Raw genomic sequence first — 25867 nt, 5'->3', positions numbered from 1 at the left:
GCTTCCTTTAACTGATCGGTAGCGTTAACAACACCCGCGTACCGGCGCCTTCACGGGAGTGTAGTTGCAACTGGCCGCCATGGGCACGCACCGTGTCCTGGGCGACCGTCAGTCCGAGACCAGTGCCCGAGCCGACGGGGCGGGTGGTGTAGAAGGCATCGAATACTCGCGGCCGGTGGCTGTCGGGGATGCCGCAACCGTTGTCCTGGATAGTGATCTGGATGCGGTCATTCTGTGCCAGGGCCTTTACCAGAATACGGCTATTGTCCCGGGTTTCACTATTGCCTAAAGCCTGCGCGGCATTATCGAGCAGGTTGAAAAAGGTTTGTGACAGTCTTGAGGGGTGGCCGGAGATCTCCGGCATGTCATGCAACTGCTCTGTGATGCGCAACCGGTGGTCGTATTCGGTCTGGACAAGATGAATGGCGCTGGCGAGCAGGGCTCTGATATTGCAACGGGTATAGTCAGCCTGGTCAATGCTGGAGAACGTTTTCAGATCAGTCACAATGGCGGCGATGCGGCTGGTACCTTCAATGGATTCATTCAGCAGGTCATGGAAGTCCGTGGCCAGTTCCCGATTCTCAGCGGAGTCCGGCAGCATGGCCTGGATGTCCTTCACATAGTCCCGTGCTACCCGCAGATTACTGCTGATAAAGCCAATGGGGTTGTTGATTTCGTGGGCCACTCCGGCAGCCAGTTGGCCAACGGACCGCATCCGGGCGCTTTCATACAGCTCCTGCTGGGTTTGGCGGATCACGCCGACCTGCTCATCCACTTTCTGCTGCAACTGGTTGGACAGCTCCCGATACCGGGCCTCTGATTCTCGGAGTGCTTCGTTCTGGCGCTGCAGTTCGGCGTAACTGGCTTCGGTGGTGTCATGGTGCAGATTGGCGGCCAATCGGTATTTGCCAATGAACAGCATCAGGAATGACACCAGGTCGGCGGCGGCTTCGCGTTCCTGCGGCCCCTGCCCTCCAGACAGCCAGCCTACGGTGTCGAGGTTGAATTCCACTGCTGTGGCGTCATTGCCCGGATGGGCCTCTGTCAGCATGACCGGCTCACGGCACAGCTTGCTCAGACACTGGTGCAGTCGGGAGAGCTGCTCGGCATTGAGCAATTGGGACAGGGTCGGATCATCTTCAAAGGTATCCATGGGGCACCTCGCTTTTGCTGCTCCGGCCGAGCCGGTCAACAAACTCCTGGCGGTTAATGCCGTGTGTCTCTGCCAGTCGGAATTCCTCATCAACACGGGTGTACAGGCGGTCAAGCAGGGACCGGAAGGTCTGGATCACTCCTTCGCCTTTCAGTGCCGAGGCCATGATCAGGGGCGCCCAGGGTGTATCGGCCCACCGGTCCTGTAATTCCCTTTCGCCAGCCACCCGGGGCAAATCCCGCTTGTTGAACTGCACCACCATGGGCAGTGTGTCGATATCCAGGCCGACCTTGTCGAGGTTTTCTTCCAGGTTGCCGAAGGCGATGGCGTTATTATCCTGCTGGTTAAGCTGAGAGTCGGCGACAAACACCACCCCATCCGCCCTGGACAGAACCGCCTTGCGGGTACTGTCGTGCTGTACCTGACCGGGCACGGTGTAAAGTTTCAGGCGCAGGTCGAAGCCCGAGATGCCCTTCAGGCCAAGGGGGAGCATGTCGAAAAACAGGGTGCGGTCGTCCCGGGTTTCCAGCACCATAAGTTCGCCCTTACGCTCCGGGTTCAGCAGGGTGTGCAACTGCATCAGGTTGGTGGTCTTGCCGCTCAGGGCCGGGCCGTAGAACACCACTTTCAGCGTCAGCTTATTGTTGTCGGGGCTGAAATCAGGCATGGGGCATACACTGGTTCAATGATTTTTCAAAAGTACCGAGCCGTCTTGGTCCCGGTATACCCTGGTGATGCCCGGGCTCTCGGCCTCCAGGCGCAGAAGTTCTTCCTCCCGGGCTTTCAGTTGAGCCCGCTGGCGGTCGTTTTCCTCACGTAAATGCTGGTTCTCACGGTGCAGGTGGTAAAGCTCAATGGCCGATTTGACGGCTGCGACCAGTTCGTAATCGTCCCAGGGTTTCGACAGGTAACGATAGACTTCAGCCTGGTTTATGGCTTTGATCATGGAGGCCCGGTCACCGTAGGCACTCAATACCATGCGAATGGCGTCTGGCTGCTTTTGTTTGGCAAACTGCAGGTAGGTGACACCGTCTGCGGTGGGCATCTGATAGTCTGACAGGATCGCCGCATACTCGTGCTCCAGCAGAGCCTGCAGGGCGTTATCCACTCGGGTGAATGTATCGACCTGCCATCCCTGGGGTTTGAGCAGACGTTTCAGACTGTTGAGGATATTGGCCTCATCATCCAGCAATAGAATCCTGGTCATGCCCGGGCCTCCGCTTGCTCGTCTTCAGGTTCACAGACATACAGGGTGTAACGATGTCCGCCAGGCTCACCCTGTTCAAAGGCAGTCAGCTTTTCGATCAGGATGGGGGTCAGGGTTTTCCCTTCATTCAGTAGCAGCATGCCTGATGCAGCATAGAGGTTGCGGGCCAGTACCATCCCGGGTCTCAGACGCCGGGTATCCAGCACCAGAATTGACGGATCGTCGTGTTCCACATCCGGCGCCAGCTCCTCCAGCATAGTGATGAACTGGTCGGTTAACGCCGGGTCGTACAGGCGTCCCCGGTAGCGCTTGAGCAGTTTGATGGCATTATCGCGGGTCAGTTGGCGCTCCAGAACCAACCCCAGTTGCAGCTCAACAAAATCAACTGCAATTTTCAGTACCCGGGCATCCGGCGGAATCTGTTCACCCTTCAGCCTGTCCGGAACACCATAACCATTCCACTTTTCCTGATGGTGACGGAGGATTCGGGCGGTCTCTTTCAGGGGTTCCAGCGTCATCAACAGTTGTTCGCCGGTCACCGGGTATTTCAGGTATTCCTGCCGATGCTCCCCGGCCATCAGGTCTGACGGTGTCGCAAACAGCTTGTCGGGCCAGGCCAGTTTGCCCAGGTTATAGAGCGCAGCGGCCATGGCGAGATTCCGAGCCCTTTCCTCGTCCATGCCTGAGTAATCCGCAAATGCCCGTACCAGTGTGATGACGCGTTGGTTTGGACGTTGGTCAGTTGGCAGACGTTTATTGATCAGCGCTGAGAAGACTTCCGTGGTGGTGACGTAGCTTTGTCGAAGTTCCTGATAGGCCAGATCCAGCATATCCGCCGTTTGTTTCAGTTCGGCGGTGCGCTCCCGGACCTTGTCCTCAAGACTGGCGTTGAGTTGCTGCAGTTTCTGATTCTGTCTGCGTGTGACTTTCTCCAGAGCCAGCCGGCGTCGCTCGGAATGCTGGAATGCCAGAGCCTGCCGGATAATCAGTCGGAGCTCATCGTCGTCCCATGGTTTGCTGATGTAGCGATAGATCTGGCCATCATTGATGGCGCTGACGGTGGTGGTGATATCGGCGTAGCCGGTAAGCAGGATCCGGATACACCAGGGATATTTTCGCCTTATCTCTGCCAATAGGGTTGGCCCGTCCATGCCCGGCATGCGGGCATCGGATATAACCAGATCAAAATGGGACTCTGCCATGTCCTTCAGAGCCTCTTGTCCTGAGGTCGCACAGACCACTTCCCATGGCTCCCGGCGCAGCACCCGCTGCAGGCTGCGCAGGATGTTTTCCTCATCGTCCACAATTAGCAGTCGCGCATTATCGGGCAGTTGCGCGGCCGGGTGTTTAGGCTTGTCCGGAGTGTCACTCATGGCTGTTCTTTTCCGGTTGTCGAACGGGCAGGGTGACTCTGAAGCAGGTTCCCTGCCCTGGCTGGCTGTCTGCTTCAATCCTGCCATTGTGCTTCTCAACAATGCTGAACGAGAGCGACAGACCCAGGCCAGTGCCTTTGCCAATGGGCTTCGTGGTGAAGAAAGGGTCGAAAATCCGGTTCAGATGTTCTCGGGAAATGCCCGTGCCTGTGTCTTCCACTTCAATGGCAACCTGATGGCCGGTCGATCGGGTCCGAACCGTGATCCGGCCATAGTCTTCAATGGCATGGGCGGCGTTGACCAGCAGGTTCATCACCACCTGGTTGACCTGGGAGATGATGCACTCAATTTCCGGCAATTCGCCAAAATCACGAATCACCTCGGCTTTGTACTTAAGCTCATTGTTGACGACATTCAGGGTGGTCTCTATCCCCCTGTGAAGGTCTGCTGGTTTGAATTCGTCTTCCTCTATGTGGGAGAAGTCCTTCATCGCCGAGATGATAACCTTGACCCGTTCAATACCCTCCCGGGACTCGGCGAGCAGGTCTTTGAGGTCCTCACGCAGGTAGTCGTAGTCGATGTTGTGCTTGATCAGGCGAAGGTCATCCAGGGACTGTGCGGAATCCACCGCTTCGGTCAGTCTGAACAGATCATTGAGATAGGCTTCAAGGCTCTGCAGGTTGGAGTACACATAACCTACGGGGTTGTTTATCTCATGCGCGACGCCGGCAGCCAGTTGGCCAATGGCCGCCAGTTTTTCCGACTGCATCAGTTGCCGGTTGGCCTGCTCAAGCTTTTCTGAGAGGGCCTGCTGTTCTTGCGGTGAAGGGCGCGACGGGTTCATTAGCGATGCCTTCATATCAGTTGTCTAATTGTTTTTCTGTGAACTGTTCCGAGTATATAGGCAGTGGCGGCGCAAGTTCGTAACGTTTCGTTTCCATAAAAGGCGGCTAAGGCCTGTCAGGATTTAACGGCAGAGGGGGGGGCGCCTCAGGGCTCTCTGAAAATATTCACATGCTTTATGTTTTCGGCCTGAAAATCTTTGCCCGGCAGCAGCGGTTTCTGTTTGTACTAATTATTAATTGTTAAGTTTCGTAGCCATTGTCTACATACCAGAAATAAATGCTCTATGATTATGTTTAAAATAAATCTAAGACTTTAGTCGAGTTCACCCGCCCATGCTCCATCGCCTGAAAAACGATTTCCGGCTATCCATCATCGTTCTGTTGGGTACCAGCGGTGTACTGGGTATCACGCCCTTTGCGGTTCTCCGGTTTTCCCAGGGCAATGTTCTGGCGGGTACTGTGGATGTGTTGATTCTGCTGGGTGTCTCCTTGCCTATGACATACGCCTGGCTGACTGGCGACACCCGCCGCAGCGGGTTGGTCATGGCGTTTATTTCCTCCTTTGGCGCGGTCGCTGTCGGAACCCTGGTGGGCGATCCGGGCCTGTTCTGGCTGTATCCCTGCCTGGTTACCGGCTTTTTCCTGGTGGCTCCCCGCATTGCCATGGCCATTAATATCTCTGCAGTCCTGCTCATGATGATGTTGGGCGACGCTTTCCGGTCGCAGGAGCAGATGTGGTCTTTTGCCGCGACGGCCGTTGTGGTCAGTGCCTGTGCCTATGTGTTTGCTTACCGCAACCGCAGTCAGAGACGGCGGCTGGAGCATCTGGCGACCATCGATCCCCTGACCGGCGTCAAGAACCGCCGGTCCATGGATCAGGAACTGGCCATGGCCGCGGCCCAGTCCGAGCGCACCGGCTTTCCGCTGTCACTGGTCCTGCTGGATATTGACCACTTCAAGAAGATCAATGACGAATACGGCCACGGCGTGGGTGATGAGGTACTGGTGGAACTGGTCTGGGCGGTGGATCGACACACCCGCAAGTATGACCAGCTGTTCCGCTACGGTGGCGAGGAATTCGTGCTGTTGATGCCTGGGCTCGAAGGTGCGGGGCTGGAGGTTGTGCTCAGTCACCTGCGTCAGGTTCTGCATCGTTACGTCAGACATCCGGGCGGATCGGTGACTGCATCCTTTGGGGTCGCCAGCCTGCAGCACGGGGAGAGCGTGGAAACCTGGCTGGCCCGGGCCGATGACGCGCTCTATCGGGCAAAATCCAGTGGCCGAAACCGCGTGGTTTATGCTGACGGGATGGAGGATCAGCCGTTAATCGAACCGGCCTGAGACCGCCTGGATGGTGGCAGTTCATGCCGTGTCGGCCGGTACCGGAACAGGCGCCAGCCCAGCAGCAGGCTGGCGGAAGTGAGCCCGGCGGTCAGCCCTACCCAGAAACCGGCTGCGCCCAGTGCCGGTAGCAGCCAGTCGGTAAAGGTCAGCACGTATCCCAGCGGCAGGCCCACCCCCCAGAATGAAAACAACATGATGAACATGGGCACGCCGGTGTCCTTGTACCCCCGCAGCGCGCTGATGCAGGTGACCTGGATGACATCAGCAATCTGGAACATGGCCGCAAAGGTCAGCAGGCGCACGCTCACCGCCTGCACGTCCGCTTCACTGGAATAGAGTGCGGCGATGGGCCTGGAAAAGGTGAACAGCAGGAGTGCGAACACCAGGGCGATGCTGGCCGCCAGAATCAGCGAACTGCGTGAAATCAGGCGGGCGGTATCCGGTGCCCGTGCGCCCACCAGGAAGCTGACCCTCAGTGTCAGCGCCATGCCCAGGCTCAGCGGTAGCATGAATAGCAGCGAGACCACGTTCAGTGCGATCTGGTGCCCGGCCACCACCACCGGCCCCAGTGGCGCGAGAAACAGGGCAATAACAGCAAACATGCTGGCTTCCACGAAGATGGTAAAGCCGATGGGAACACCCAGGCGCAGGATATAGCGGATGCCCTGCCAGTCTGGCCTGGCCCAGTCAGCAATCAGGTGGAACCGGCGGTAGCTGCGGCTGCGGTTCAGGTAGATAAGCATGGCGATGGCGGCGACGCCGTTGGACAGCGCCGTGGCCCACCCGCACCCTATGCCGCCCATGGCCGGCAGCCCCAGCTTGCCGTAGATGAAGATGTAGTTCAGTGGCAGATTGACCAGCGTGCCCAGCACGGAAAACACCATGATCACTCGGGTGTGGCCCAGGCCATCGGTCAGCCCACGCAGGGCGTTGATCAGCAACAGTGCCGGGATCCCCCAGGCAAAAGCGTCCAGATAGCCCTGGGTGATACCCGCCGTGTGTGGTTCCAGATTGAGTTGTGCCAGCACCGGGTGGACGTTGGTCAGCAGCAGCGCCATGATCACGGTGCCGGCACCGGCAATGTAAAGGCCCTGCCATGTGGCCGGCATGATCCGTTCAGTGGTACGGGCGCCGTTGTAGCCGGAAATAATCGGCTGCAGGGCGCCAAGCAGCCCCATGAAGAACAGGAACAGAGGCATCCACAGGCTGCTGCCTATGCCTACGGCGGCCAGGTCCTCGGCGCTGGCATGGCCTGCCATGACCGTATCGATAACGCCATTGGCCATCTGGGCCACCTGAGCGATCAGAATTGGGCCACCGAGCGCGGCCAGTGTTTTCCATTCAGCCAGGGTGCGCCGGGTCAGTGGCTGTCTGGCTTCTGGTAATGGCTGATGGCTTTCATCCATGGCGTTACTGGGGACCGACATCGTTCAGGGGCTGTGATCGGATCACTGGCCTGCGGGTGAGTGCGAACCGGACATCATACGCGATTGCGCCCCTTCCGGGGCATAGGCAGTTGTCCGTGCGCAAAAACGTCAAAACGGGTACAGTGGCCCGCCCGGATCTGGAGGTAGGTATTCATGGCATTACTGGTTCTTGTCACCGTCCTTTGGGCGTTTTCATTCAGCCTGATCGGCGAGTTCCTCGCGGGGCAGGTCGATAGCGATTTTGCGGTCCTCAGCCGGGTCCTGCTGGGGGCGCTGGTGTTCCTGCCGTTTACCCGTTGGCGGGGTGTGCCGGGTGGTTTGCGCCTGGGGGTTCTGGTTACCGGCATGTTGCAGTTTGGCATTACCTATCTGTGCCTCTACCGTTCCTTTGGCTACCTGTCGGTGCCCGAAGTCCTGCTGTTCACCATTTTCACACCGCTTTATGTCACCCTCGTGGACGATGCGCTCTACGGCCGGTTCTCTCCGGTTGCCCTTATGGCTGCGGCCATTGCCACACTGGGCGCGGGTATCATCCGTTACGATGGCCTGAGTGAGGACTTCCTGACAGGCTTCCTTTTGTTGCAGGTGGCCAACTTTACCTTTGCCTCCGGCCAGGTCGGCTACAAGCACGTGATGCAGCGGTATCAGGTGGACCTGCCGGGTTACCGTACCTTTGGCTACTTCTTTTTCGGGGCCCTGATCATTGCTTTGCCCTCGTTCCTGATTTTCGGCAACCCGGAGAAGCTGCCTTCCACGCCGATGCAGTGGGGCATACTGGCCTGGCTCGGGCTGGCGGCGTCCGGGCTTGGGCTTTACCTCTGGAACCGCGGTGCCTGCACCGTCGATGCGGGGACTCTGGCGGTGATGAACAACGCCCTGGTGCCGGCCGGTCTGCTGGTCAACCTGCTGATCTGGAACCGTGACGCCGACCTCTTGCGTCTGGCGCTCGGCGGAGCGGTCATCGCGCTCTCCCTGTGGGTGAATGCCCGCTTTCATCCCAGAGCCCGGCTGGCGGCGGGTTGACCGGTAACGACATGTCGACGCCAGATCCGGCCGGATCTGTCACTCCCTGGCCATTGTTATACCCGCCAGCACTGGCATCATCGGGCCAGTGCTGGCAGAATCCCGCCCCAACACTCCCGCCGGGCCTGGCGGGTACCATATTTTCGTCCCAGCCAAAAGCACAGGAAGAATTCTCATGAGTCAGTCCAATTCCGCATCCGACAGCGGTGCACGGGGACTCTGGTCATCCAGGCTTGCCTTCATTTTAGCGGCGACCGGTTCCGCCGTGGGCCTTGGCAACGTCTGGAAGTTCCCCTATGTCACCGGCGAAAACGGCGGCGGTGCGTTCGTTCTGGTTTACCTGCTGTGTATCGCCATTATTGGTGTGCCCATCATGATGGCCGAGGTGTTCATTGGCCGTAACGGGCGCCATAACCCCATCACCAGTTTCCGTCTGGTGGCGGAACGTAACCTGGTGTCGCCGCTGTGGCGCATATCGGCCATTATCGGCATGCTGGCCGCGTTCATCATTCTGTCGTTCTACTCGGTGATCGGTGGCTGGGCGGCGTCCTACATTGGCCACGCCGCCGCCGGTGACTTCACCGGTGGTACCGCCGAGTCAGTGGGCGAGCTGTTTTCCGCCCTGCTGGGCAGCCCGACGCAGCTGCTGCTCTGGCACACCGTATTCATGGCACTGGTGGTGCTGGTGGTATCGCGCGGGCTCAAGGGCGGCCTGGAACGGGCTGTGACCATCCTGATGCCGGCACTGTTCGTGTTGCTGCTGGCAGTAGTGGGTTACGCCACCACAACCGGCCACTTCGGTGAGGCAGTCAGCTTCCTGTTCACTCCGGATTTCGGTGCCCTCACGGTTGATGGCGCTCTGGTGGCTCTGGGCCACGCGTTCTTCACCCTGAGCCTGGGCATGGCCATCATGATGGCCTATGGCTCTTACCTTGGTCGCGACGTCCATATCGGCCGTACGGCGGTGAGCGTGGCGATCATGGACACCGTGGTGGCCCTGCTGGCCGGCCTGGCCATCTTCCCGGTGGTCTTTGCCAACGGGCTGGAAGCCGGTTCCGGCCCGGGCCTGATTTTCCAGACTCTGCCCCTGGCTTTTGGCAACATGCCCATGGGCAGCCTGTTCGGGGCCCTGTTCTTCATCCTGCTGCTGTTTGCCGCCTGGACCTCGGGGATCTCCCTGCTCGAGCCAGTGGTTGAGTGGGTCGAGGAAAGAACCAGCTTCGCCCGTACCGGCAGTGCGGTACTGGTCGGCATTCTGTGCTGGGCGTTGGGCATTGTCTCCATCCTGTCCCTGAATGTCTGGTCGGATGTGACGCCGCTGGGAATGTTCCAGGCTTTCGAAGGCAAGACTATTTTCGATCTTCTGGATTTCTTCACCGCCAATATCATGCTGCCGCTGTCCGGTTTGCTGACGGCCATCTTCGTGGGCTGGTTCGTGGCCCGGGAAACCATGAAGAGCGATCTGGCGCTGGAAAACGGTGCCTTCACTCTCTGGTACAACCTGATCCGGTTCGTGACACCGGTGGCAGTAGCCGTTGTCTTCTTCTACAACCTGATGGCCTGAATCGCGGCGTCAGCAAGGCACAAAAAAACCGGCGCCCGAAAGGCTGCCGGTTTTTTTGTGCCTGTAGGAAAGGCCGGGTTCAGAGTTTGAAACGGGCCACCTGGGTGCTCAGACCCTCGGCCAAGCTGGACAGTTCGTCGCTGGCTGTGGAGACCTGCTCGGTGGACGCCGCACTCTGCTCGCCGACATCGCGGATCAGGGTGATGTTCTGGTTGATATCCTCGGCAACCGACGACTGCTGTTCCGCTGCCGTGGCGATCTGACTGTTGTACTGCCGGATTTCCTCCACGGCTTCGGCCATCTGGGTGATGGTGCTGCCGGCTACCTGAGCCCTTTCCAGGGTCTGTTCGCCCAGGTGGGTACTCCGTTCCATGGTGGTGACGGAGGTTTCAGCGCTGTTGACCAGGTTGCTGATCAGTGTCTCGATTTCTTCGGCGGAGCTCTGGGTACGCTGGGCCAAGGACCGGACCTCATCGGCGACCACCGCAAAGCCCCGGCCCTGTTCACCGGCACGGGCGGCTTCAATGGCCGCGTTCAGTGCCAGCAGGTTAGTCTGTTCGGCCACGGACTTGATCACATCCAGTACAGTGCCGATGTTCTGGGTATCGCTCTGCAGGCCGCGAAGCTGTTCCATCACGTTGCCTATCTGGCTGTTCAGGTCAGTGACGAACTGCAAGGCTTCCCCGCCGGCTTTCTCGCCCTCACTGGATTTCTGACTGGCGTTCTGGGCCGCAGAGAAAGCCGACTCGGCACTCTTGGCAACGTCGTTCACCGTGGCCACCATTTCGTTCATGGCGGTGGCAACCTGGTCGGTCTGGTCCTGCTGGTCGTTGACGCCCTGACGGGTCTGTTTGGTGACAGCCGACAGTTCCTCAGAAGCGGAAGCGATGCTGGTGGCACCGGTGTCAATCTGCTGGATCAGGTCCCGCAGGTTGGTGACCATGGTGCCGAACGCCGACAGCAGGTTGCCGAATTCGTCGCCCCGGTCACTGTTGATTTCAACGGTCAGGTCACCGGAGGCCACGCGGTTGGCCACTTCGACAGTCTGATGGATGGGCCGGGTGATGGAGCGAATCATGAACAGGGCAATCAGGATGGCCAGCACGATGGCGACAGCAGTGATCGAGCCAATCAGGATCAGGGCTTTGTTGTACTGTTCCTCCATGCGTTCGACCTGGATTTCCTGCAACTCGACGGCCTTGGCAACCATGGCCCGGGCGGTTTTGCTCAACGCCTTTTCCGCGTCATCCACGGCGGCAAAATTGTTATCCAGTGCAAAGGCCAGATCTTCAAGCTTGGATTTATAGGTTTCTACGTTTTCAGCGACAAAGTCGATTCTGGCGTGGTTTTCCGGTGACGCCAGAATGCCTTTCAGCGGCATCAGTGTGTCGGCGGCGTTCTGGACCAACTGCTCGGCCTCTTCGCGGTAGCTGGTGTCCCGGAGTAACTGGAAGTTCTTTTCTTCGGTTCTGGCTTCGAGCAGGTAGGATTCGGCGGAACTGGCACCGGCTACAATCAGTGAACGCTGGTTATAGGCGTTCAGGTTGCTGACGGAAAGTGCAGCAATGATGGCGGTAAAAACAATCAGCAGTGTGAAGCCGAAGCCCAGTTTTTTGCCAACCGACACGTCATTCAGTTTGGCGAGCGACATGGAAGAATCCTTTTGTCAGGTTTGAGAGGAGAGGCCGAGCCCGGTCAATCCATTTTTATAGGGTCACCCTGTACGCATCGGAAAGTTTGCCTGAAACTTTAGGTCGTCAGGTGGCTTCGGCGAATTATCAATAAGTTTATGCGTTTTATTAATAGCCTATTCCCGGGCGAAGCACACTGCCGATGGCGGTGGGGTGGGATTTAAACCTTGCCGCCCAGCAGAATGCGCACGGCGGTGCAGGCGTCTTCGAGTTCCTCATCCCGGGGTTCCCGGCCGCCAATGATGTCGCTGTAGAGACAGGACTCGGCCAGCCGGACCATAAAGTAGGACAGACTCTGAATGTTCATGGGCGGGCTCAGATGTCCGGCCCGGACCTCGTCCTTCAGCAGCCGGGTGTTCACCTCCACCGTGCGGGCATGCAGGGTGGAGTGTGAGGAGGTGAGCATCTTCAGGGCGTATTCCGGGTCCTGGTGCAGGAACTTGCGCAGGGGGCCGAAATGCAGAATGGTGGTGTTGATGTAACGGAAAACACCGACCACGTAATCGACACCCTGGCCCGGGGTTTTTGCCCGCGCTTCCTTGTAGAGCGGTTCATAGAGGGACCACAGGATCTCACCCACCAGCAGATCCCGGTTACCCACCCAGCGAAACAGGGTGGCCCGCCCGATGTTGAGATCGTCGGCCAGGGCAGCCAGGCTGATCTTCTCGCCTTTCAGCCACATCCGGCGGGCCCGCCGGAAGGCATCCAGGGGGGTTGGTTTGGCAGGTTGTCCGGTCACTCTCACCTCTGTGTCGGGTTTGGGGACATTCTATCGATTGCCGGTGCCCCCGGCTATGGCCGTTACACCCACAGGTCCCCGATGGCGGTCTCCGGGCTGAAATGATGGAGAACCTGAGCCTGAAGCAGCTCGGCGGTGGCGATGGCGTCAATCAGGGCGTTGTGGCCGGCGTAGTGTGGCAGTCCATAACGCAGGCGACTGTCAGCGAGACGGATGGAGACTGGCTTTTTCCCCAGCAGCCGCTGCCAGCGGTTCGGATTACGGTCCGGGTGCAGGTAGGCCTCGATCGCCATGGTGTCCAGCACCGGAAACCGAAGCTGTTCCTGCAGACGATGCTGCAGTGCCACGTTCAGAAAAGGCCGTTCAATGTTGCGGTAATGAACGACGGGAATGCGCCCGTTCAGGTGCTCGAACAGGGTGTCGAGCACCTCGGACAGGTCAGGTGCGCCGTCGATGTCACTGTGGGTGATGCCGTGGATGGTCACCGAGGTCTGATGCAGCGGCAGTTGCGGACGGACAATCTGATGCCAGCTTTTCCCCAACTGGATACCGTCCAGGGTGAACGGCACCAGGCCAATACTGACAATGGCGTGTTCATCCGGATCCAGACCGGTGGTCTCGAAGTCCAGAGCCACCAGCGGGACCTCGCTCATCGGGGTGGCCGGGGCCGGGCAACCGGCTTTGTAGAACGCCTGGATGCGCGGGTCCCTGGCGGTGTTGGCCATGTCCCGGTAGCGTTCCGGCCAGGTCTTGTGGGGCTGTGCCGTCGGGCCGTTGTTACTGGACATTACGCCCACCTCCGGCGTTGTACCGGAACCGGAGGAATTTCTGGGCGTTACTGACAATCTGGAAGGCGTCCTTCAGGTGACTGCGTTCAAACGGTGACAGATCCTCCGGGCGCACGTTGTTGTCCGGCTCGCGTCCTTCCTCAATGGCCAGGGCCTGATGTCGTATCCGGACGATGGAGATGAACTCCAGGGCATCCCGCAGGTTGCCGGCATCGTCGTCGATCAGCAGCTTGGTTTTGGAAATCGCCCGCAGCCGTTCAAACGAGTTCTGGGCCCGGGATCCGCAGGCCAGCGCGTGCACCCGGATCAGGTCCGAGACCGGCGCGGTGCCCCGGCGCTTGAGGTTGAAGCTCTTCTGGTGCTTGCCGTTTTCCTCCAGTACGAAGGCCCGGAAGAAGCCCAGCGGCGGGGTACGGTTCAGGGCATTGCGCGCCAGCAGGGTCAGAAAACGCTGGCTGCCTGAGGCCTTCTCGGCGATCAGGTCCTTGAGTTCCTCGGCAAAACCGGTCTCGCCATGAATGCCGTCCAGGTCGAAGAAAATGTTGCTGTTGAGCAGGGACTCCGCCTTGGGGTATTCGATCCAGTCAGTGAAGTACTCCTTCCATACCCGCAGTGGCTGGCGCCATTTCGGGTTGGTCGCCATAATTTCGCCGGTGCAGTAGCTGTAGCCACATTCGGCCAGGCCATCGCTGACGAACTTGGCCAGTGCCAGGAAGTACTCATCGTGTTCCTCGGGGATGAAGCTGTCATCGAGGATCATGGCGTTGTCCTGATCGGTCACCACCAGCTGTTCGTCCCGGGCCATGGAGCCCAGTCCCATGAAACAGTAGGGCACAGGCGGCGGGCCGAGTTTTTCTTCGCCCAGCTCCAGAAGGCGCTGGCTGAAGCTGCGCCCGATGCCGGCCATGGCGCTGCCGATCATATGGGAGTTGGCGTCTTCGTTGACCATACGCACGAAGGTGTCCGGGACACCCCGGCTGATCTTCTTGAGCCCTTTGACATCCACCTGCTGGTAGATATTGCTGACCAGGAACAGGCTGCTCTGGCTCTCGTATTTCACGATATCCGACAGTGCTATCACGCCACGGACCTCGTGGCCATCCATCACCGGCAGGTGGTGCACGTTGTTGTGCAGCATGGTGAGCATGGCCTCGAAGATGTAGGCGTTGGAGCGGATGGTGATCAGGTCTTCGGTCATGATGTCGCTGATCGGGGTTTCCGAGGGCAGCGCCTGGGTCACGGCCCGTGTGCGCAGGTCCCGATCAGTGATGATGCCTTCCAGCTTCGGGAAGTCGCCGGTCTCGTCCATCAGCAGCAGGGCGGAGACGCCGTTGTCGGTCATGATCTTGGCTGCTTCCTGGAGCCGGACGGTGCTGGGGGCGGTAACCGGCTGGCGGGCAATCAGACGGGTGACCTTGGAGGTCATCAGGTCGTTGGCTTTTTCCTGCCGGGAGATGGCGGAGCGCAGGCGGCTGCGGTCCTCTACCTCGACAAAATCGGCGAAATTTTCGTCCTGTTCCCACAGATACTGGAAGGTCTCATAGGGAATCTTGTAGATCAGCGAATCCTCGATGGCCTTCGCCGGGAATCGTACCCGCTGATTGCGCAGCAACCCGAAGTGGCCGAAAAACTCGCCTTCCCCCAGCCGGTTGTACAGTTCCCCGGAGCGGCGGGAGATTTCCACCGCGCCGCTGCGCAGGTAATGCAGCCAGGCATTCTGCTGGCCCAGTTCCAGAATTTGGGTACCTGCGCGGAAATAGGCCACCTCGATGCCTTCAACCACCTGGTCGAGCAGTTCTTCGGCCATTTCATCAAACGGGGGGTACTGGGCAATGTGGTTGCGGATGTCGAGCAATTCGGCCTGCATGGGGACTCCAGTTGTCCAGAAAAACGGTCCGAAAGCCGGATTCCCTGCCGGCGGCTTTCGCAAGGTCTGGCGAAACTATAGCAGGTGCCCGTACCCTTGTTGTACCTTTGCTTTTCAAACCTTTTAGGAGTGCACCTAATGGCCGACAAGTGTCTGATCACCGGAGGGATTCGTTCCGGCAAGACGGGGCTGGCGGAGGCCCGGGCCGGGCAGTTTGGGGGCCCGGTTGTCTATGTCGCCACGGCCACCGCGGGTGACGATGAGATGGCCGGCCGGATTGAACGCCACCGGCGCCAGCGCCCGGATGACTGGGGGCTGGTGGAGGAGCCGTTGCGGCTGGCTGCGGTGCTGGCGGATTTCCGGCAGCGGCCGGGGGACCCGCCCCTGTTACTGATTGACTGTATGAGCCTGTGGCTGAGTAACCTGCTGTTTTCCGACGCCGGGGTGTTCGGCGACGAGCGAGCGGCCTTTCTTGAGCAAGTGTCTGCCTATCCCGGTGCCCTGATCGTGGTCAGCAATGAGGTAGGGCTGGGCACGATCGGCATGGATGCGCTGACCCGGCGCTTCGCCGATGAGCTTGGCTGGCTCAATCAGGCGCTGGCCGAGCGCTGTGACGAAGTCATTATGTCAGTGGCGGGGCTGCCCCTGACGCTCAAGGGCAGTGACTGATCAGGCTGCGGAAAACCCGGAACTCCGACTGGTCCACCTGGATCCGGCTGCGGCAGGCATAAGGCACGGCAAAGCCGGCAAAGGAACGCTCCAGAGGAATGCCCAGGACGTCGGCCAGGATCATGCGGATAACGCCGCCATGGCAGACCACCAGCACCCGCTGACCGGCCAGTTGTTCCTGCCAGCGCCGGAATGCCCGGGCAACGCGTTCGTGGAACTGCGCCATGGGTTCGCCACCGGGTGGTGTGAAATGAACCGGATCCTGCCAGAACCGCGACAGATGTTCGCCGTAGCGGTCATGGACCTGCTCCGATGTCAGCCCCTCCCATTCACCGAAGCGGATCTCCTGAAGCTCCTGTTCGACATGAATCGGCAGCCCGAGGCGCTCTGACAACTGCCCGGCAAACTCCCGGCAGCGCAGCAGTGGCGAGGTGACAATGGCGTGCCACTGGTCCTGGCTGGTGATGGCGGCGTGCATCTGATTCCAGCCATCCTCGCTCAGGGGGTCGTCTTTGCGCCCCCGGAACATAGGACCGCCTTGCGGTTCGCCATGCCGGATCAGGTCGAGAACGGTAGTGGTCATGACGCCTCACCCTCTGAACGGTTGCTCACACCGGCGGCTTCGAAGGTCGCCATACCATTATGCAGGGCGCAGGCGGCGCGAAGCAGGGGCACGGCGACGGCGGCACCGCTGCCCTCGCCCAGACGCATGCCCAGTTCCAGCAGCGGCTCCGCTTCCAGTGCCTGAAGCAGCGTCTTGTGGCCGGGTTCGGCCGACTGGTGGGCAAATAGTAGCCATTCGCGGGCCCTTGGCTGCTGGTGGACAGCCATCAGGGCAGCTGCGGAGACGATGAAGCCGTCCACCAGTACCGGGATGCCCCGGGCGGCGCAACCCAGAATGGCACCGGTCAGGGCGGCGATTTCAAAACCACCGAGCGCCTGGAGTATGTCCAGGGGCTCCCGGGTGTTGCCGATGCGACCGATGGCCCGGCGCACCACGTCTGACTTGTGGGACACTCCGCGCGCATCGAGACCGGTACCCGGACCCACCAGCTCATCCGGATCGCGCCCCAGCAGGGCGCAGGCCAGAGCGGCGGCACTGGTGGTATTGCCGATGCCCATGTCGCCGCCGATGAACAGCTGGGCCCCGGCCCGTCTGGCCCGGTCTGCGGCCTCGTCACCATGGCTCAGGGCGGCCTCCAGTTGGCTTGGGGTCATGGCGTCGGTCTGTGCAAGATTGGCGGTTGCCGGGGCAATGGTCCGGTCCAGCACGCCGGACAGGGCCGCTGCCGGTTCCACCGTCCCAAGGTTGATCACTTCCAGCCAGGCGCCCAGTTCTTTGGCCATGACACTGATGGCCGCACCGCCGCTGGCGAAGTTGGCAATCATCTGGGCGGTGACCGCCTGGGGAAAGGCCGAGATGCCCTCATCGCAGACCCCATGGTCGCCGGCAAATACTGAAATATGAATCCGGTCGAGGGCGGGCCGATCATTGGCCTGTAACCCCGCCAGGGTGATGGCGGCCTGTTCCAGTCGACCCAGTGATCCCGGCGGCTTGGTCAGCACCTGTTGGCGCTGGCGGGCCAGCTCGACGTAGCGGGCATCGGGGGAAGCAGGTTGCTGGGACCAGCTGTCTGGCAGGGGCATGGCGGTTTCCTGATAGCCGAAAAGCCGCCATGCTCCTCCGGCCATGAAAAGCTGTCAAGCGGGCAGGTGGGTCCGTTAGACTTGCTGGCGCCCGGTCTGAGGGCATGGGATGCGCTGGCTTGTGAAGGAGAGCGGTTTGGAGAGTTTCTTGGTGTCAGTGGCCGTGTGTTGTGCCGCGGTACTGTTGGATGCCCTGGTGGGTGAGCCTCGCCGCTGGCACCCGCTGGTGGGATTCGGTCGGCTGGTGACGTCTGTTGAATGCTGCTTGAACCGGGCGCCGGGCAGACCCGGTCTGAGCCTGTTGCTGGGGACGGTTGCGGTTGTCGTTCTGGTTATGCCGGCGGTTTTGCTGATGCTCTTCGCTGAGGCTGTGCTGACCGGCTGGTGGCTGGTGCTGATCCAGACGCTGGTGCTCTGTCTGGCGCTGTCGCTTCGGGGGCTGGTGGAGCATGGGCGGGCGGTGGCTCAGCCACTGGCAAGGGGGGATCTGCCGGCAGCACAGGAGCAGGTCAGTCGTATTGTCAGTCGCCGGGCGTCAGAGCTGGACGAGGCTGGCGTTGCCAACGCAGCGGCCGAATCCATGCTGGAAAATGGTGCCGACGCGGTGTTCGCCAGCCTGTTCTGGTTTCTGGTGGCCGGCGCTCCCGGCGTGGTGCTGCATCGGCTGGTCAACACGCTGGACGCCATGTGGGGCTATCGCAATGACCGCTTCGAAGGGTTTGGCAAAGCGGCTGCCCGCCTGGACGACCTGCTTAACTGGATCCCCGCGCGGTTGACCGCGCTGACCTACGCGCTGCTGGGTGATACCCGGCTGGCGCTTCAGTGCTGGCGGCGCCAGGCACCGACCTGGGAGAGCCCGAATGCGGGGCCGGTGATGGCCGCAGGCGCCGGAGCCCTGGGGGTGGTTCTGGGTGGAGCGGCCCCCTATGGCTCCGGGGTGAAGCACCGGCCAGTGCTTGGTAGCGGGGTCATGCCCACGGCGGCGACCGTGGAGGCCTCCATTGAGCTGGTCCGCAAAGGCGTTATCTGCTGGCTGGTGACCCTGGGGATTCTGGCGATGGTGGTGGCATGGCTATGAGCTGTGACGCGCCGGCTTCCCCGCCCGGTCATGGCGGTCGGCTGAACGCGGCCGCCCGGCACTGGGGTATTCCCCGGGAGCAGTGGCTGGATCTTTCCACGGGTATCAACCCGGTGGCGTGGCCGGTGCCGCAACTGCCAGAGACGATCTGGCAGCGGCTCCCCGAAGAGGACGATGGCCTGGCTGAGTCGATCCGGCTCTGGTGTGGCGCTCCGGCCGATGCCTGCTGCTTGCCGGTTGCTGGCAGTCAGGCCGCAATCCAGGCCCTGCCGCAATTGCTGCCTCGCTGCCGGGTGGGCATTCCCGTGCCGGGCTACCGGGAGCATGGGTACTGGTGGCGCAAGTCAGGGCACCAGGTGGCGCCGATTCCGCTTGAAGGTGGCGCCACTGGTGACGACTGGCTGGACGCGCTGGACTGGCTGGTCTGGATTCACCCCAATAATCCGACCGGGCTGACGCTGCCTGTCCAGCAACTGGAGCTCTGGCGCCGGAAACTGGCTGCCCGGGGCGGCGGGCTGGTGGTGGATGAGGCGTTTGTTGCCCCCGGCTCCAAGGCCAGTCTCGCGGCCATGGCCGGCCGCCCGGGGCTGATTATTCTGCGTTCTCTGGGCAAGTTCTTTGGCCTTGCGGGTGTTCGCGCCGGGGCGGTACTGGGCCCCGAGGCCTTGCTGATGTCACTGTCGGAGCGGCTTGGGCCCTGGGCAATGAGCGGCCCGGCGAGGCATGTCATGGCCAGGGCGCTGGCTGACACAGACTGGCAGACAGAGACACTCGAGCGGCTGGTGCGGGACAGCGAACGCCTGCGCCGGTTGCTGGCGGATACGGGGCTTGGTGAGAGCTCCGGAACCATCCTGTTCCGCTACCTGGTGACGCCTGATGCCGGTGCGATTCATCAAGCACTGGCCCGGCAGGGCGTGCTGGTGCGCCTTTTCAAATCCCCGTCAGCCCTGCGTTTCGGGCTGCCCGGCTCTGAGACCGAATGGCAACGCCTGGCGCTGGCCCTTGGCAAATGTCATTGACCAGACATTAACCGATTGTTAGCCTTTGCCGACGTTTTCAGGTGCCCCTGTGCAAAGCTGCCGGGGGTGAAACGGGAAGTTGGTGCGTTCAGAGTCCTCCTCTGGTCAAGTCCAACGCTGCCCCCGCAACGGTAATTGAGTCAACAGCCATCGAATGCGCCACTGTGTCCAGGCACGGGAAGGCGATGGCTGCGATTCCGGCTTCCGGAATCGGCTCATGAGCCCGGAGACCGGCCTGATAACACACCAGATGCTGCGGAGGGCGGTGACGGTGGGTGAAGGCCTGTTCCATCGGAGTCCCTGTTCCAGCCAAGGCCTGCCCTTCCTGCATTCTCTCCCCAGCCCAGTGACTAACCGTCGTGCGGGTGCTGCACGATCTGATGGTGAGAATGTTTGATGGCTATTTTTGAGAATCCCCGGGCCCTTGTCTGCGCCTCTCTGACGCTGACAGCCCTGCCCCTCTCCTCTGCGGTGGCTCAGGCCGCCCAAACGCAATCCCCGGATGCTGACAGTCTGGACCCCATTGTGGTGACGGCCACCCTGGGCCCCAGAACGGTGGGGGAAAGCCTGTCCTCGGTCACGGTGATCGACGAGGAAGAGATTGAGAAAAAACAGGCACGGCAGTTTTCCGAGTTGCTGGAAAGTCAGCCCGGCATCAACGTGGTGAACAATGGTTCGTTCGGCAAGAGCACCAGCGTGTTTATCCGGGGCCACGACTCTTCAGGTTCCGTCCTGCTGGTGGACGGTATTCGCCTGAGATCGGCGACCACGGGTGCGCCGGCCTGGCAGTATCTTCCACCGCAACTGATCAAGCGGGTTGAGATTGTCCGCGGCAGCCGAAGCAGCCTGTACGGGGCGGATGCGGCCGGCGGGGTCATCCAGGCCTTTACTCTGCCTCAGGGGCAGAGTCCGGCCAGCGGCTGGGTGGAAGCCGGCGCCGGTAACCTTGACAGCCAGCAGTATGGCGCCGGGTTCTCACTGGCAGAGTCGGGCACCAAGGTCAGTGTGGGCACCAACTATTTCCGCACAGATGGCGCCCCCGTGGTGATCGGCGGCGAGGACAAAGACTACGACAACCGCTCGTCGGTGGCGAGTGCGAGCCACACTTTTGATAATGGCGCGCGGATCGCGGCGACCTTTCTGAACGCCGAGGGTTCCTCGGCCTACGAGGGCGGTGAGATGGACTTCGTGATCCAGACCGCCGGGGCGAGTCTCGAGGTGCCCATCACTGACTACTGGCGCACCCTGGTTCAGGTGTCTGACTCACGGGATGAAAGCGATTCGTTCAGTTCCGGCAGTTCCATTCCCAGCACGTTTGATACCCGCTCCCGGTCATCACGGCTGGAGAACTGGCTGACGCTGGGCACGCACGAGTTTGTCGTCGGCGCCGAGCGCATGACCGATCAGGTGGATGGCACCACCGATTATGACGAAAGCAGCCGCGATAACAGCGCCTATTTTGCCCAGGCGCTGCTCAACTTTGGCCCGACAGACGTGCATTTCAGCGTGCGCGAGGATGACAACGAGGCCTACGGTGCCCATACAACCTGGGGCGCCGGGCTGGGCTACCAGTTTGACCGCAGTCACCGGGTCCGCCTGAGTGCCGGTACCTCGTTTCGGGCGCCTTCGTTCAATGACCTGTACTATCCGGGATTCGGTGATCCCGATATCGAGCCGGAGGAATCGACCAGTTACGAACTTGGCTTTGAAGGCCGTTATACCCGGTGGTTCTGGGATGTGGCTGTATTCCAGAGTGACGTTGAGGACCTCTCTCTGCCAAGCTCGAGTGGGGCTGACAGTGTACCGGAGGCCCGTCTGCGGGGTGTGGAATTCGCCAGTGGCCTGGAAATGGGCAACTGGGACGTCAAGCTGGCGGCCACGTTGGGTGACTACGAGGATGACCAGACCGGTGACCAGTTGAGGCGTCGGGCCGAGCGCTCGGTCCGCCTGGATGTGGATCGGGAACTGGGCGCCTGGTCCTTCGGTGGCACCGCACGGGCTGAAAGCCACCGCTACGACGATGCGGGCGAAGAAGGCCGCCTGCCGGGTTACGGACTGCTGGACCTGCGGGCAAGCTGGGCCTTTGCGCCGGGCTGGCAGGCCAAAGTGTCGGTGGACGATGTCTTTGACAACACCTACCAGACCGCCAGCCGCTGGACGGGTGACATGTATACCTCTGCCGGCCGTACGGCCATGCTGACGGTGCGGTACGATTTTCTGTCGGAGTGAGTGATGGGGCCGGATCATCAGTGAGTATCCAATGAGGCAGGATTGCGCAATACCGGTCTGGAAATGGCTGCTGGCGGTAATGTTGCTGGCGGTCATAACCGGGGCAAGGGCGGAAGTCTGCGCCACGGATGACCGGGGCCAGCAACTCTGCCTGGAACAACCGGCCAGCCGCATCGCGGCGCTGTCACCGGGGGCCACGGAACTGGTCTGGGCCGCGGGCGCTGGAGACCAGGTGGTTGCGGTTGTGGATTATTCGGACTACCCACCGGCGGCTCGTGAGGTGCCTTCGGTGGGCAGCCACACCCGGCTGGACATGGAACGGTTGCTGACCCTCAAACCAGACCTGGTGATCGCCTGGGTGACCGGCAATCCGCCCGAACAGGTCGCCATGCTGGAGGAACTGGGTCTGCCGGTGTTTTCGATTGAGCCCCGGAGTTTTGAGGCTGTCTCCGGCACCATCGAGCGGTTGTCGGTGCTGGCGGGAACGCAAACTGCTGGCTTTGCCGAGGCGGGACGGTTCCGGCGGGGCATCGACAGCCTGCGTGCGGAATACAGAAATGCCAGTCCGGTCCCGGTGTTCTACCAGGTGTGGGATGAGCCCCTGATGACGGTTAACGATGAACACCTGATCGGCGAGATGATCCGCCTGTGCGGTGGCGCCAATGTGTTCGGCGACCTGGCTCGCCTGGTGCCCAGAATCGGCGCCGAAGCGGTGGTGGCCGCCAACCCGGAAGCCATCCTGGCCGGTGGCATGGGGGAGGAGAACCGCGGCTGGCTGGATCGCTGGCGGGCTTTCCCGGGACTGACCGCGACTGCCCGTGGCAATCTGTTTTTTGTGCCGCCATCCCTGGTGCAGCGGCCAACCCCTCGCATGCTGGAAGGCACCCGCCTGTTCTGCGAGAAACTGGAGATAGCCCGTGCCCGTCGATAGAACCGGGGGCCTTCTGTGATCCGACCACTGACGCTACCACTGTTGTTGCTGGGGCTGGCCAGTGTGCTGTCGATGATGCTCTCCGTGGGCATCGGCAGTGTGGCCCTGTCTCCGTCTGAGGTGCTGGCGGTCTTTGTCGGGCAGAGCCCCGATATGCACCAGACGCTGGTGCTGGAACTCCGGCTGCCTAGGACCCTGGCGGCGTTTGCCACCGGTGGCCTGCTGGCGGTGGCTGGCGCCCTGATGCAGGTCCTGTTGCGCAATCCTCTGGCTGATCCCTACGTGCTCGGGCTGTCCGGAGGCGCGGCCGTGGGCGCCCTGTTCGCCATGCTCGCCGGCTTCGGCGGCTTCCTGATCTCCGGTTCGGCATTTGCCGGCGCCCTGCTGTCCACGCTGATGGTGTTTGGCCTGGCCCATGGCACCGGAAGCTGGACCCCAACCCGCCTGCTGTTGACGGGCGTTGTGGTAGCTGCCGGCTGGGGCGCAGTGATTACCCTCATGCTCGCCATCAGTCCGGCCCGTGAACTGCCGGGCATGCTGTACTGGCTGATGGGCGATGTGTCCTATGCACGCACACCCTGGCCGGGATTGCTGTTGCTCCTGCTGGTCTGCCTGGCCCTGGTACCGCTGGGGCGGGGATTGAATGTGCTGGCTCGAGGCCCCCTCCAGGCCGCTGCGCTGGGTGTCTCGGTACGGCCCCTGGAATGGCTGGTCTACATTCTGGCCAGCCTGCTGACGGCGGCGGCTGTGACCATGGCCGGCAGCATCGGCTTTGTCGGCCTGGTGGTGCCCCACATGCTGCGGCTGGTGCTGGGTAACGACCAGCGCCTGATCCTGCCGGCGAGCGCCTTTGCCGGCGGCACTCTGCTGGTGCTTGCTGACGCCCTGGCCCGGGTGGTTATCGCGCCGGAGCAATTGCCCGTGGGAGTGATCACCGCCCTGCTGGGCGTGCCCACCTTCCTGTACCTGCTGTACCGGAGCCGCTGATGAATGCATTCCGGCGCCCCCTTATGAGCCATCTCAACACCCGTGACCTGGTGATCGATATTCCAGACCGCCCGGACGCTTATCCGCTGGGCCTGACCATTGAGCCAGGCCAGGTCTGGGGCGTTCTGGGGCCCAATGGCGCGGGCAAAACCACACTGTTACACACGCTAGCGGGCCTGCGGGATGCCCGCCGGGGCAGCGTCTGCCTGGATGTGCAGCCGCTGACGACCCTGCCGCGTCGACAGCTGTCACAGCAACTGGGGCTGGTCTTCCAGGATCGCCAGGACGGGTTCCCGGCGACAGTCCTGGAAACGGCCCTGATCGGGCGCCACCCCTGGCTGTCGCCCTGGCAGATGGAAAGCGCCGATGATGTTGCCATGGCCGAACGGTCCCTGGAGGCCCTGGACGTACTGCACCTGAAGGACCGACTGGTCAGCACCCTGTCCGGCGGTGAACGCCAGCGCGTGGCCATCGCCACCCTGATGACCCAGGCGCCCCACACCTGGCTGCTGGATGAGCCCACCAACCACTTGGATTTGCATCATCAGGTGGCGGTCATGAAACTGCTGACCGAACGGGCGAAAGCGGGCAACGCCATTTTTATGTGCCTGCACGATCTGAACCTGGCCGCCCTCTGGTGCGACAACATTTTGTTGATGTTCCCGGATGGCGAGGCCTGCTGGGGTCCGGCGGATCGCATGCTGGTGCCGAACGCTTTGGAGCGTTTGTACAACCAGGACCTGGAAACAGTGGAAGTGGACGGCGCCCCTTTTTTCGTGCCGAAGAGAAGCTAGCACCTGTCATGACAAGGGCTGTGGGGTAGAGCTGTCCGGGACTGTCTGCAGCATGGATGCTGCAGTCAAGCGTACAGGGATGTATTCACAGCGTGTCCCGGAAAGCTCTGCCCCGCAGCCCGTCAGCACCAAACCCAGATAACATGGATCACTCAGGAATGCCGACAGCCAAAGTCCCAGCCGCCATGATCACCGCCCCCGGCTCCGGCCAGGGCAAATCCATGGTCTCCGCCGCCCTCGCGCGACTGCACCGAAATGCGGGTTTGAATGTGCGTGTGTTCAAGCACGGCCCGGATTATCTGGACCCCATGGTGCTGGAAGTCGCCTCCGGTAATCCGGTGTACCAGTTGCACCCCTGGATGACCGGCGAAGGCGAATGCCGCTGGCGCCTGGCCGAAGCCGCGCAAACCGCCGACCTGATTCTGGTGGAAGGCTCGATGGGCCTGTTCGACGGCAGCCCCAGCAGCGGCGACCTGGCCAAACTGGCCGGCATTCCCGCCCTGCCGGTGATTGATGCCAAGGGCATGGCGCAGACCTTCGGCGCGGTGGCATACGGCCTGGCTCATTTTGATCCGGAACTGCCGGTGCATCAGGTGATCGCTAATAAAATCGGCAGTGCCTACCATGGCCAGTTGCTGGCGGATAGCCTGCCGGAGGGCATTGACCTGCTGGGAGCCATTCCCCGCAACGACGCCATGGACATTCCGGACCGACACCTGGGGCTGGTGCAGGCCAACGAGCTGTCGGATCTGAGTGACCGGCTGGACCAGGCCGCCGAGGTATTGAAAGCTGCCGGGCTGGATACGCTGCCCAAACCCGTCGAATTAAGTGCGGAACCGCCTGCCGCTGTGGAACAGCTTCTTGCCGGCCGCCGCATCGCCATTGCCCGGGATGCCGCTTTCAGCTTTCTCTACCGGGCCAACCTGGACCTGCTGGAAGCCATGGGGGCGGAACTGTGCTACTTCTCCCCGCTGGTGGATACCGAACTGCCGGAGGCGGATGCCCTGTGGCTGCCGGGCGGTTACCCTGAGTTGCACGCAGCGACACTGGCCGCCAACATGCCGATGCTGGAAGCCATTCGTGCTTTCCATCAGATGGATAAGCCGGTACTGGCCGAGTGTGGTGGTTTGATGGCCTGCACCGAAACCCTCGTGGACAAGGAAGGCGCTGAACATGCCCTGTTGGGCCTGCTGCCCGGCTGCGCGACCATGGCGGGCCGCCTGAAGGCCCTGGGCCTGCAGAGCCTGGACACGAACCTGGGGGATTTGCGGGGCCATACCTATCACCATTCCACCCTGGACACGCCCTGGCAGCCGGTGGCACGAACCCGCAAACAAGCCGGTTCCGAAGGCGAAGCGGTGTATCGCCAGGGCGCGTTGACCGCCAGCTATTTCCACGGCTACTTCCCCTCGGCCCCCGCCCTGGTGGCTGCGATTTTCCGGGGTGAATCTTTCACCGTCACCCACTCACCATCTCAATAAGAGGAGTGCCC

General features: G+C 61.4%; 23 protein-coding genes and 1 riboswitch. Of the genes, 11 read left to right on the top strand and 12 right to left on the bottom strand.

The window, feature by feature from the left end:
- Window positions 1–7 precede the first annotated feature (7 nt).
- From HNR38_RS07740 to HNR38_RS07720, 5 genes are read right to left on the bottom strand one after another with little or no spacing between them, the layout of a single operon-like run.
- On the bottom strand, window positions 8–1153 hold the full coding sequence (locus HNR38_RS07740) for a sensor histidine kinase (RefSeq protein WP_183701672.1): 1146 nt from the start codon (window positions 1151–1153) through the stop codon (window positions 8–10).
- A complete protein-coding gene (locus HNR38_RS07735) occupies window positions 1140–1820 on the bottom strand; it encodes a GTP-binding protein (protein ID WP_183701669.1) in 681 nt (226 codons plus the stop codon). The genes HNR38_RS07740 and HNR38_RS07735 overlap by 14 nt, the downstream gene beginning before the upstream one ends.
- Window positions 1821–1835: 15 nt before the next feature.
- Entirely contained in the window at window positions 1836–2360 is a 525-nt protein-coding gene (locus HNR38_RS07730) for a response regulator (protein ID WP_183701666.1), read from the bottom strand.
- The gene (gene nosR / locus HNR38_RS07725) at window positions 2357–3733 is read right to left on the bottom strand and encodes a response regulator c-di-GMP phosphodiesterase, NosR family (protein ID WP_183701663.1); all 1377 of its coding nucleotides are present in this window, start codon (window positions 3731–3733) and stop codon (window positions 2357–2359) included. Before nosR ends, HNR38_RS07730 begins: the two co-directional genes overlap by 4 nt.
- Complete coding sequence (locus tag HNR38_RS07720) at window positions 3726–4592, bottom strand: ATP-binding protein (protein WP_183701660.1); 867 nt, start codon at window positions 4590–4592, stop codon at window positions 3726–3728. The genes nosR and HNR38_RS07720 overlap by 8 nt, the downstream gene beginning before the upstream one ends.
- 319 nt (window positions 4593–4911) lie before the next feature.
- On the opposite strand from HNR38_RS07720, the gene HNR38_RS07715 reads away from it, so the two are divergent.
- Window positions 4912–5919 carry a GGDEF domain-containing protein gene (locus tag HNR38_RS07715; RefSeq protein WP_183701657.1) on the top strand — a complete coding sequence of 336 codons (1008 nt, stop codon included), beginning with the start codon at window positions 4912–4914 and terminating at the stop codon, window positions 5917–5919.
- On the opposite strand, the gene HNR38_RS07710 is transcribed toward HNR38_RS07715, so the two are convergent.
- Complete coding sequence (locus HNR38_RS07710) at window positions 5895–7328, bottom strand: MATE family efflux transporter (protein ID WP_183702055.1); 1434 nt, start codon at window positions 7326–7328, stop codon at window positions 5895–5897. The two genes, HNR38_RS07715 and HNR38_RS07710, sit on opposite strands and share 25 nt — an antisense overlap.
- Window positions 7329–7502: 174 nt before the next feature.
- Between HNR38_RS07710 and HNR38_RS07705 the strand changes: the two genes are divergently transcribed.
- Together HNR38_RS07705 and HNR38_RS07700 are read left to right on the top strand one after the other, a co-directional pair.
- The gene (locus HNR38_RS07705; RefSeq protein WP_183701653.1) at window positions 7503–8372 is read left to right on the top strand and encodes a DMT family transporter; all 870 of its coding nucleotides are present in this window, start codon (window positions 7503–7505) and stop codon (window positions 8370–8372) included.
- 175 nt (window positions 8373–8547) lie between these two features.
- Complete coding sequence (locus HNR38_RS07700) at window positions 8548–9936, top strand: sodium-dependent transporter (RefSeq protein ID WP_183701649.1); 1389 nt, start codon at window positions 8548–8550, stop codon at window positions 9934–9936.
- 79 nt (window positions 9937–10015) lie between these two features.
- On the opposite strand, the gene HNR38_RS07695 is transcribed toward HNR38_RS07700, so the two are convergent.
- The 4 genes from HNR38_RS07695 to HNR38_RS07680 form a co-directional block, all read right to left on the bottom strand.
- Window positions 10016–11587 carry a methyl-accepting chemotaxis protein gene (locus HNR38_RS07695; protein WP_183701647.1) on the bottom strand — a complete coding sequence of 524 codons (1572 nt, stop codon included), beginning with the start codon at window positions 11585–11587 and terminating at the stop codon, window positions 10016–10018.
- Between the two features lie 200 nt (window positions 11588–11787).
- Window positions 11788–12366, bottom strand: coding sequence for a QsdR family transcriptional regulator (locus HNR38_RS07690; RefSeq protein WP_343068262.1), 579 nt, complete (start codon window positions 12364–12366; stop codon window positions 11788–11790).
- 62 nt (window positions 12367–12428) lie between these two features.
- A complete protein-coding gene (locus HNR38_RS07685; protein ID WP_183701644.1) occupies window positions 12429–13154 on the bottom strand; it encodes a 3'-5' exonuclease in 726 nt (241 codons plus the stop codon).
- Window positions 13144–15021, bottom strand: a complete 1878-nt coding sequence (locus HNR38_RS07680) for a putative nucleotidyltransferase substrate binding domain-containing protein (protein ID WP_183701641.1) — start codon at window positions 15019–15021, stop codon at window positions 13144–13146. The genes HNR38_RS07685 and HNR38_RS07680 overlap by 11 nt, the downstream gene beginning before the upstream one ends.
- A 138-nt stretch (window positions 15022–15159) precedes the next feature.
- On the opposite strand from HNR38_RS07680, the gene cobU reads away from it, so the two are divergent.
- Window positions 15160–15690 carry a bifunctional adenosylcobinamide kinase/adenosylcobinamide-phosphate guanylyltransferase gene (gene cobU / locus HNR38_RS07675; protein WP_183701638.1) on the top strand — a complete coding sequence of 177 codons (531 nt, stop codon included), beginning with the start codon at window positions 15160–15162 and terminating at the stop codon, window positions 15688–15690.
- Here cobU and HNR38_RS07670 read toward each other — a convergent pair.
- Entirely contained in the window at window positions 15674–16273 is a 600-nt protein-coding gene (locus HNR38_RS07670; RefSeq protein ID WP_183701635.1) for a histidine phosphatase family protein, read from the bottom strand. The genes cobU and HNR38_RS07670 overlap by 17 nt on opposite strands.
- Complete coding sequence (cobT, locus tag HNR38_RS07665; RefSeq protein WP_379919077.1) at window positions 16270–17331, bottom strand: nicotinate-nucleotide--dimethylbenzimidazole phosphoribosyltransferase; 1062 nt, start codon at window positions 17329–17331, stop codon at window positions 16270–16272. The genes HNR38_RS07670 and cobT overlap by 4 nt, the downstream gene beginning before the upstream one ends.
- 157 nt (window positions 17332–17488) lie before the next feature.
- On the opposite strand from cobT, the gene cbiB reads away from it, so the two are divergent.
- From cbiB to HNR38_RS07630, 7 genes are all read left to right on the top strand, one after another.
- A complete protein-coding gene (gene cbiB / locus HNR38_RS07660; RefSeq protein ID WP_379919078.1) occupies window positions 17489–18415 on the top strand; it encodes an adenosylcobinamide-phosphate synthase CbiB in 927 nt (308 codons plus the stop codon).
- Entirely contained in the window at window positions 18406–19434 is a 1029-nt protein-coding gene (gene cobD, locus HNR38_RS07655; protein ID WP_246362536.1) for a threonine-phosphate decarboxylase CobD, read from the top strand. The genes cbiB and cobD overlap by 10 nt, the downstream gene beginning before the upstream one ends.
- Window positions 19435–19456: 22 nt before the next feature.
- A riboswitch (cobalamin riboswitch) is annotated at window positions 19457–19687 on the top strand.
- Between the two features lie 143 nt (window positions 19688–19830).
- Window positions 19831–21663 carry a TonB-dependent receptor plug domain-containing protein gene (locus tag HNR38_RS07650; protein ID WP_183701625.1) on the top strand — a complete coding sequence of 611 codons (1833 nt, stop codon included), beginning with the start codon at window positions 19831–19833 and terminating at the stop codon, window positions 21661–21663.
- Window positions 21664–21694: 31 nt separating this feature from the next.
- Window positions 21695–22594 carry a cobalamin-binding protein gene (locus HNR38_RS07645; protein WP_379919071.1) on the top strand — a complete coding sequence of 300 codons (900 nt, stop codon included), beginning with the start codon at window positions 21695–21697 and terminating at the stop codon, window positions 22592–22594.
- A 72-nt stretch (window positions 22595–22666) separates the two neighbouring features.
- On the top strand, window positions 22667–23581 hold the full coding sequence (locus tag HNR38_RS07640) for a FecCD family ABC transporter permease (RefSeq protein WP_183702043.1): 915 nt from the start codon (window positions 22667–22669) through the stop codon (window positions 23579–23581).
- A gap of 23 nt (window positions 23582–23604) precedes the next feature.
- Window positions 23605–24375: an ABC transporter ATP-binding protein gene (locus HNR38_RS07635; RefSeq protein WP_183701623.1), complete on the top strand. Its 771-nt coding sequence runs from the start codon at window positions 23605–23607 to the stop codon at window positions 24373–24375.
- Between the two features lie 158 nt (window positions 24376–24533).
- The gene (locus HNR38_RS07630; protein ID WP_183701620.1) at window positions 24534–25856 is read left to right on the top strand and encodes a cobyrinic acid a,c-diamide synthase CobB; all 1323 of its coding nucleotides are present in this window, start codon (window positions 24534–24536) and stop codon (window positions 25854–25856) included.
- Window positions 25857–25867: the final 11 nt, after the last annotated feature.

Source organism: Marinobacter oulmenensis, assembly GCF_014201735.1.
GTDB classification, from domain to species: Bacteria; Pseudomonadota; Gammaproteobacteria; order Pseudomonadales; family Oleiphilaceae; genus Marinobacter; species Marinobacter oulmenensis.
Note: the sequence above shows the minus strand (reverse complement) of the source record. Positions and strands in the feature narration are given on the sequence as shown.

What these genes read in the sequence shown, in the direction of transcription:
- HNR38_RS07740 (WP_183701672.1), bottom strand. Translation starts at nt 1,153, where the DNA reads ATGGATACCTTTGAAGATGATCCGACCCTGTCCCAATTGCTCAATGCC.
- HNR38_RS07735 (WP_183701669.1), bottom strand. Translation starts at nt 1,820, where the DNA reads ATGCCTGATTTCAGCCCCGACAACAATAAGCTGACGCTGAAAGTGGTG.
- HNR38_RS07730 (WP_183701666.1), bottom strand. Translation starts at nt 2,360, where the DNA reads ATGACCAGGATTCTATTGCTGGATGATGAGGCCAATATCCTCAACAGT.
- nosR (WP_183701663.1), bottom strand. Translation starts at nt 3,733, where the DNA reads ATGAGTGACACTCCGGACAAGCCTAAACACCCGGCCGCGCAACTGCCC.
- HNR38_RS07720 (WP_183701660.1), bottom strand. Translation starts at nt 4,592, where the DNA reads ATGAAGGCATCGCTAATGAACCCGTCGCGCCCTTCACCGCAAGAACAG.
- HNR38_RS07715 (WP_183701657.1), top strand. Translation starts at nt 4,912, where the DNA reads ATGCTCCATCGCCTGAAAAACGATTTCCGGCTATCCATCATCGTTCTG.
- HNR38_RS07710 (WP_183702055.1), bottom strand. Translation starts at nt 7,328, where the DNA reads ATGGATGAAAGCCATCAGCCATTACCAGAAGCCAGACAGCCACTGACC.
- HNR38_RS07705 (WP_183701653.1), top strand. Translation starts at nt 7,503, where the DNA reads ATGGCATTACTGGTTCTTGTCACCGTCCTTTGGGCGTTTTCATTCAGC.
- HNR38_RS07700 (WP_183701649.1), top strand. Translation starts at nt 8,548, where the DNA reads ATGAGTCAGTCCAATTCCGCATCCGACAGCGGTGCACGGGGACTCTGG.
- HNR38_RS07695 (WP_183701647.1), bottom strand. Translation starts at nt 11,587, where the DNA reads ATGTCGCTCGCCAAACTGAATGACGTGTCGGTTGGCAAAAAACTGGGC.
- HNR38_RS07685 (WP_183701644.1), bottom strand. Translation starts at nt 13,154, where the DNA reads ATGTCCAGTAACAACGGCCCGACGGCACAGCCCCACAAGACCTGGCCG.
- HNR38_RS07680 (WP_183701641.1), bottom strand. Translation starts at nt 15,021, where the DNA reads ATGCAGGCCGAATTGCTCGACATCCGCAACCACATTGCCCAGTACCCC.
- cobU (WP_183701638.1), top strand. Translation starts at nt 15,160, where the DNA reads ATGGCCGACAAGTGTCTGATCACCGGAGGGATTCGTTCCGGCAAGACG.
- HNR38_RS07670 (WP_183701635.1), bottom strand. Translation starts at nt 16,273, where the DNA reads ATGACCACTACCGTTCTCGACCTGATCCGGCATGGCGAACCGCAAGGC.
- cobD (WP_246362536.1), top strand. Translation starts at nt 18,406, where the DNA reads ATGGCTATGAGCTGTGACGCGCCGGCTTCCCCGCCCGGTCATGGCGGT.
- HNR38_RS07650 (WP_183701625.1), top strand. Translation starts at nt 19,831, where the DNA reads ATGGCTATTTTTGAGAATCCCCGGGCCCTTGTCTGCGCCTCTCTGACG.
- HNR38_RS07645 (WP_379919071.1), top strand. Translation starts at nt 21,695, where the DNA reads ATGAGGCAGGATTGCGCAATACCGGTCTGGAAATGGCTGCTGGCGGTA.
- HNR38_RS07640 (WP_183702043.1), top strand. Translation starts at nt 22,667, where the DNA reads ATGATGCTCTCCGTGGGCATCGGCAGTGTGGCCCTGTCTCCGTCTGAG.
- HNR38_RS07635 (WP_183701623.1), top strand. Translation starts at nt 23,605, where the DNA reads ATGAGCCATCTCAACACCCGTGACCTGGTGATCGATATTCCAGACCGC.
- HNR38_RS07630 (WP_183701620.1), top strand. Translation starts at nt 24,534, where the DNA reads ATGCCGACAGCCAAAGTCCCAGCCGCCATGATCACCGCCCCCGGCTCC.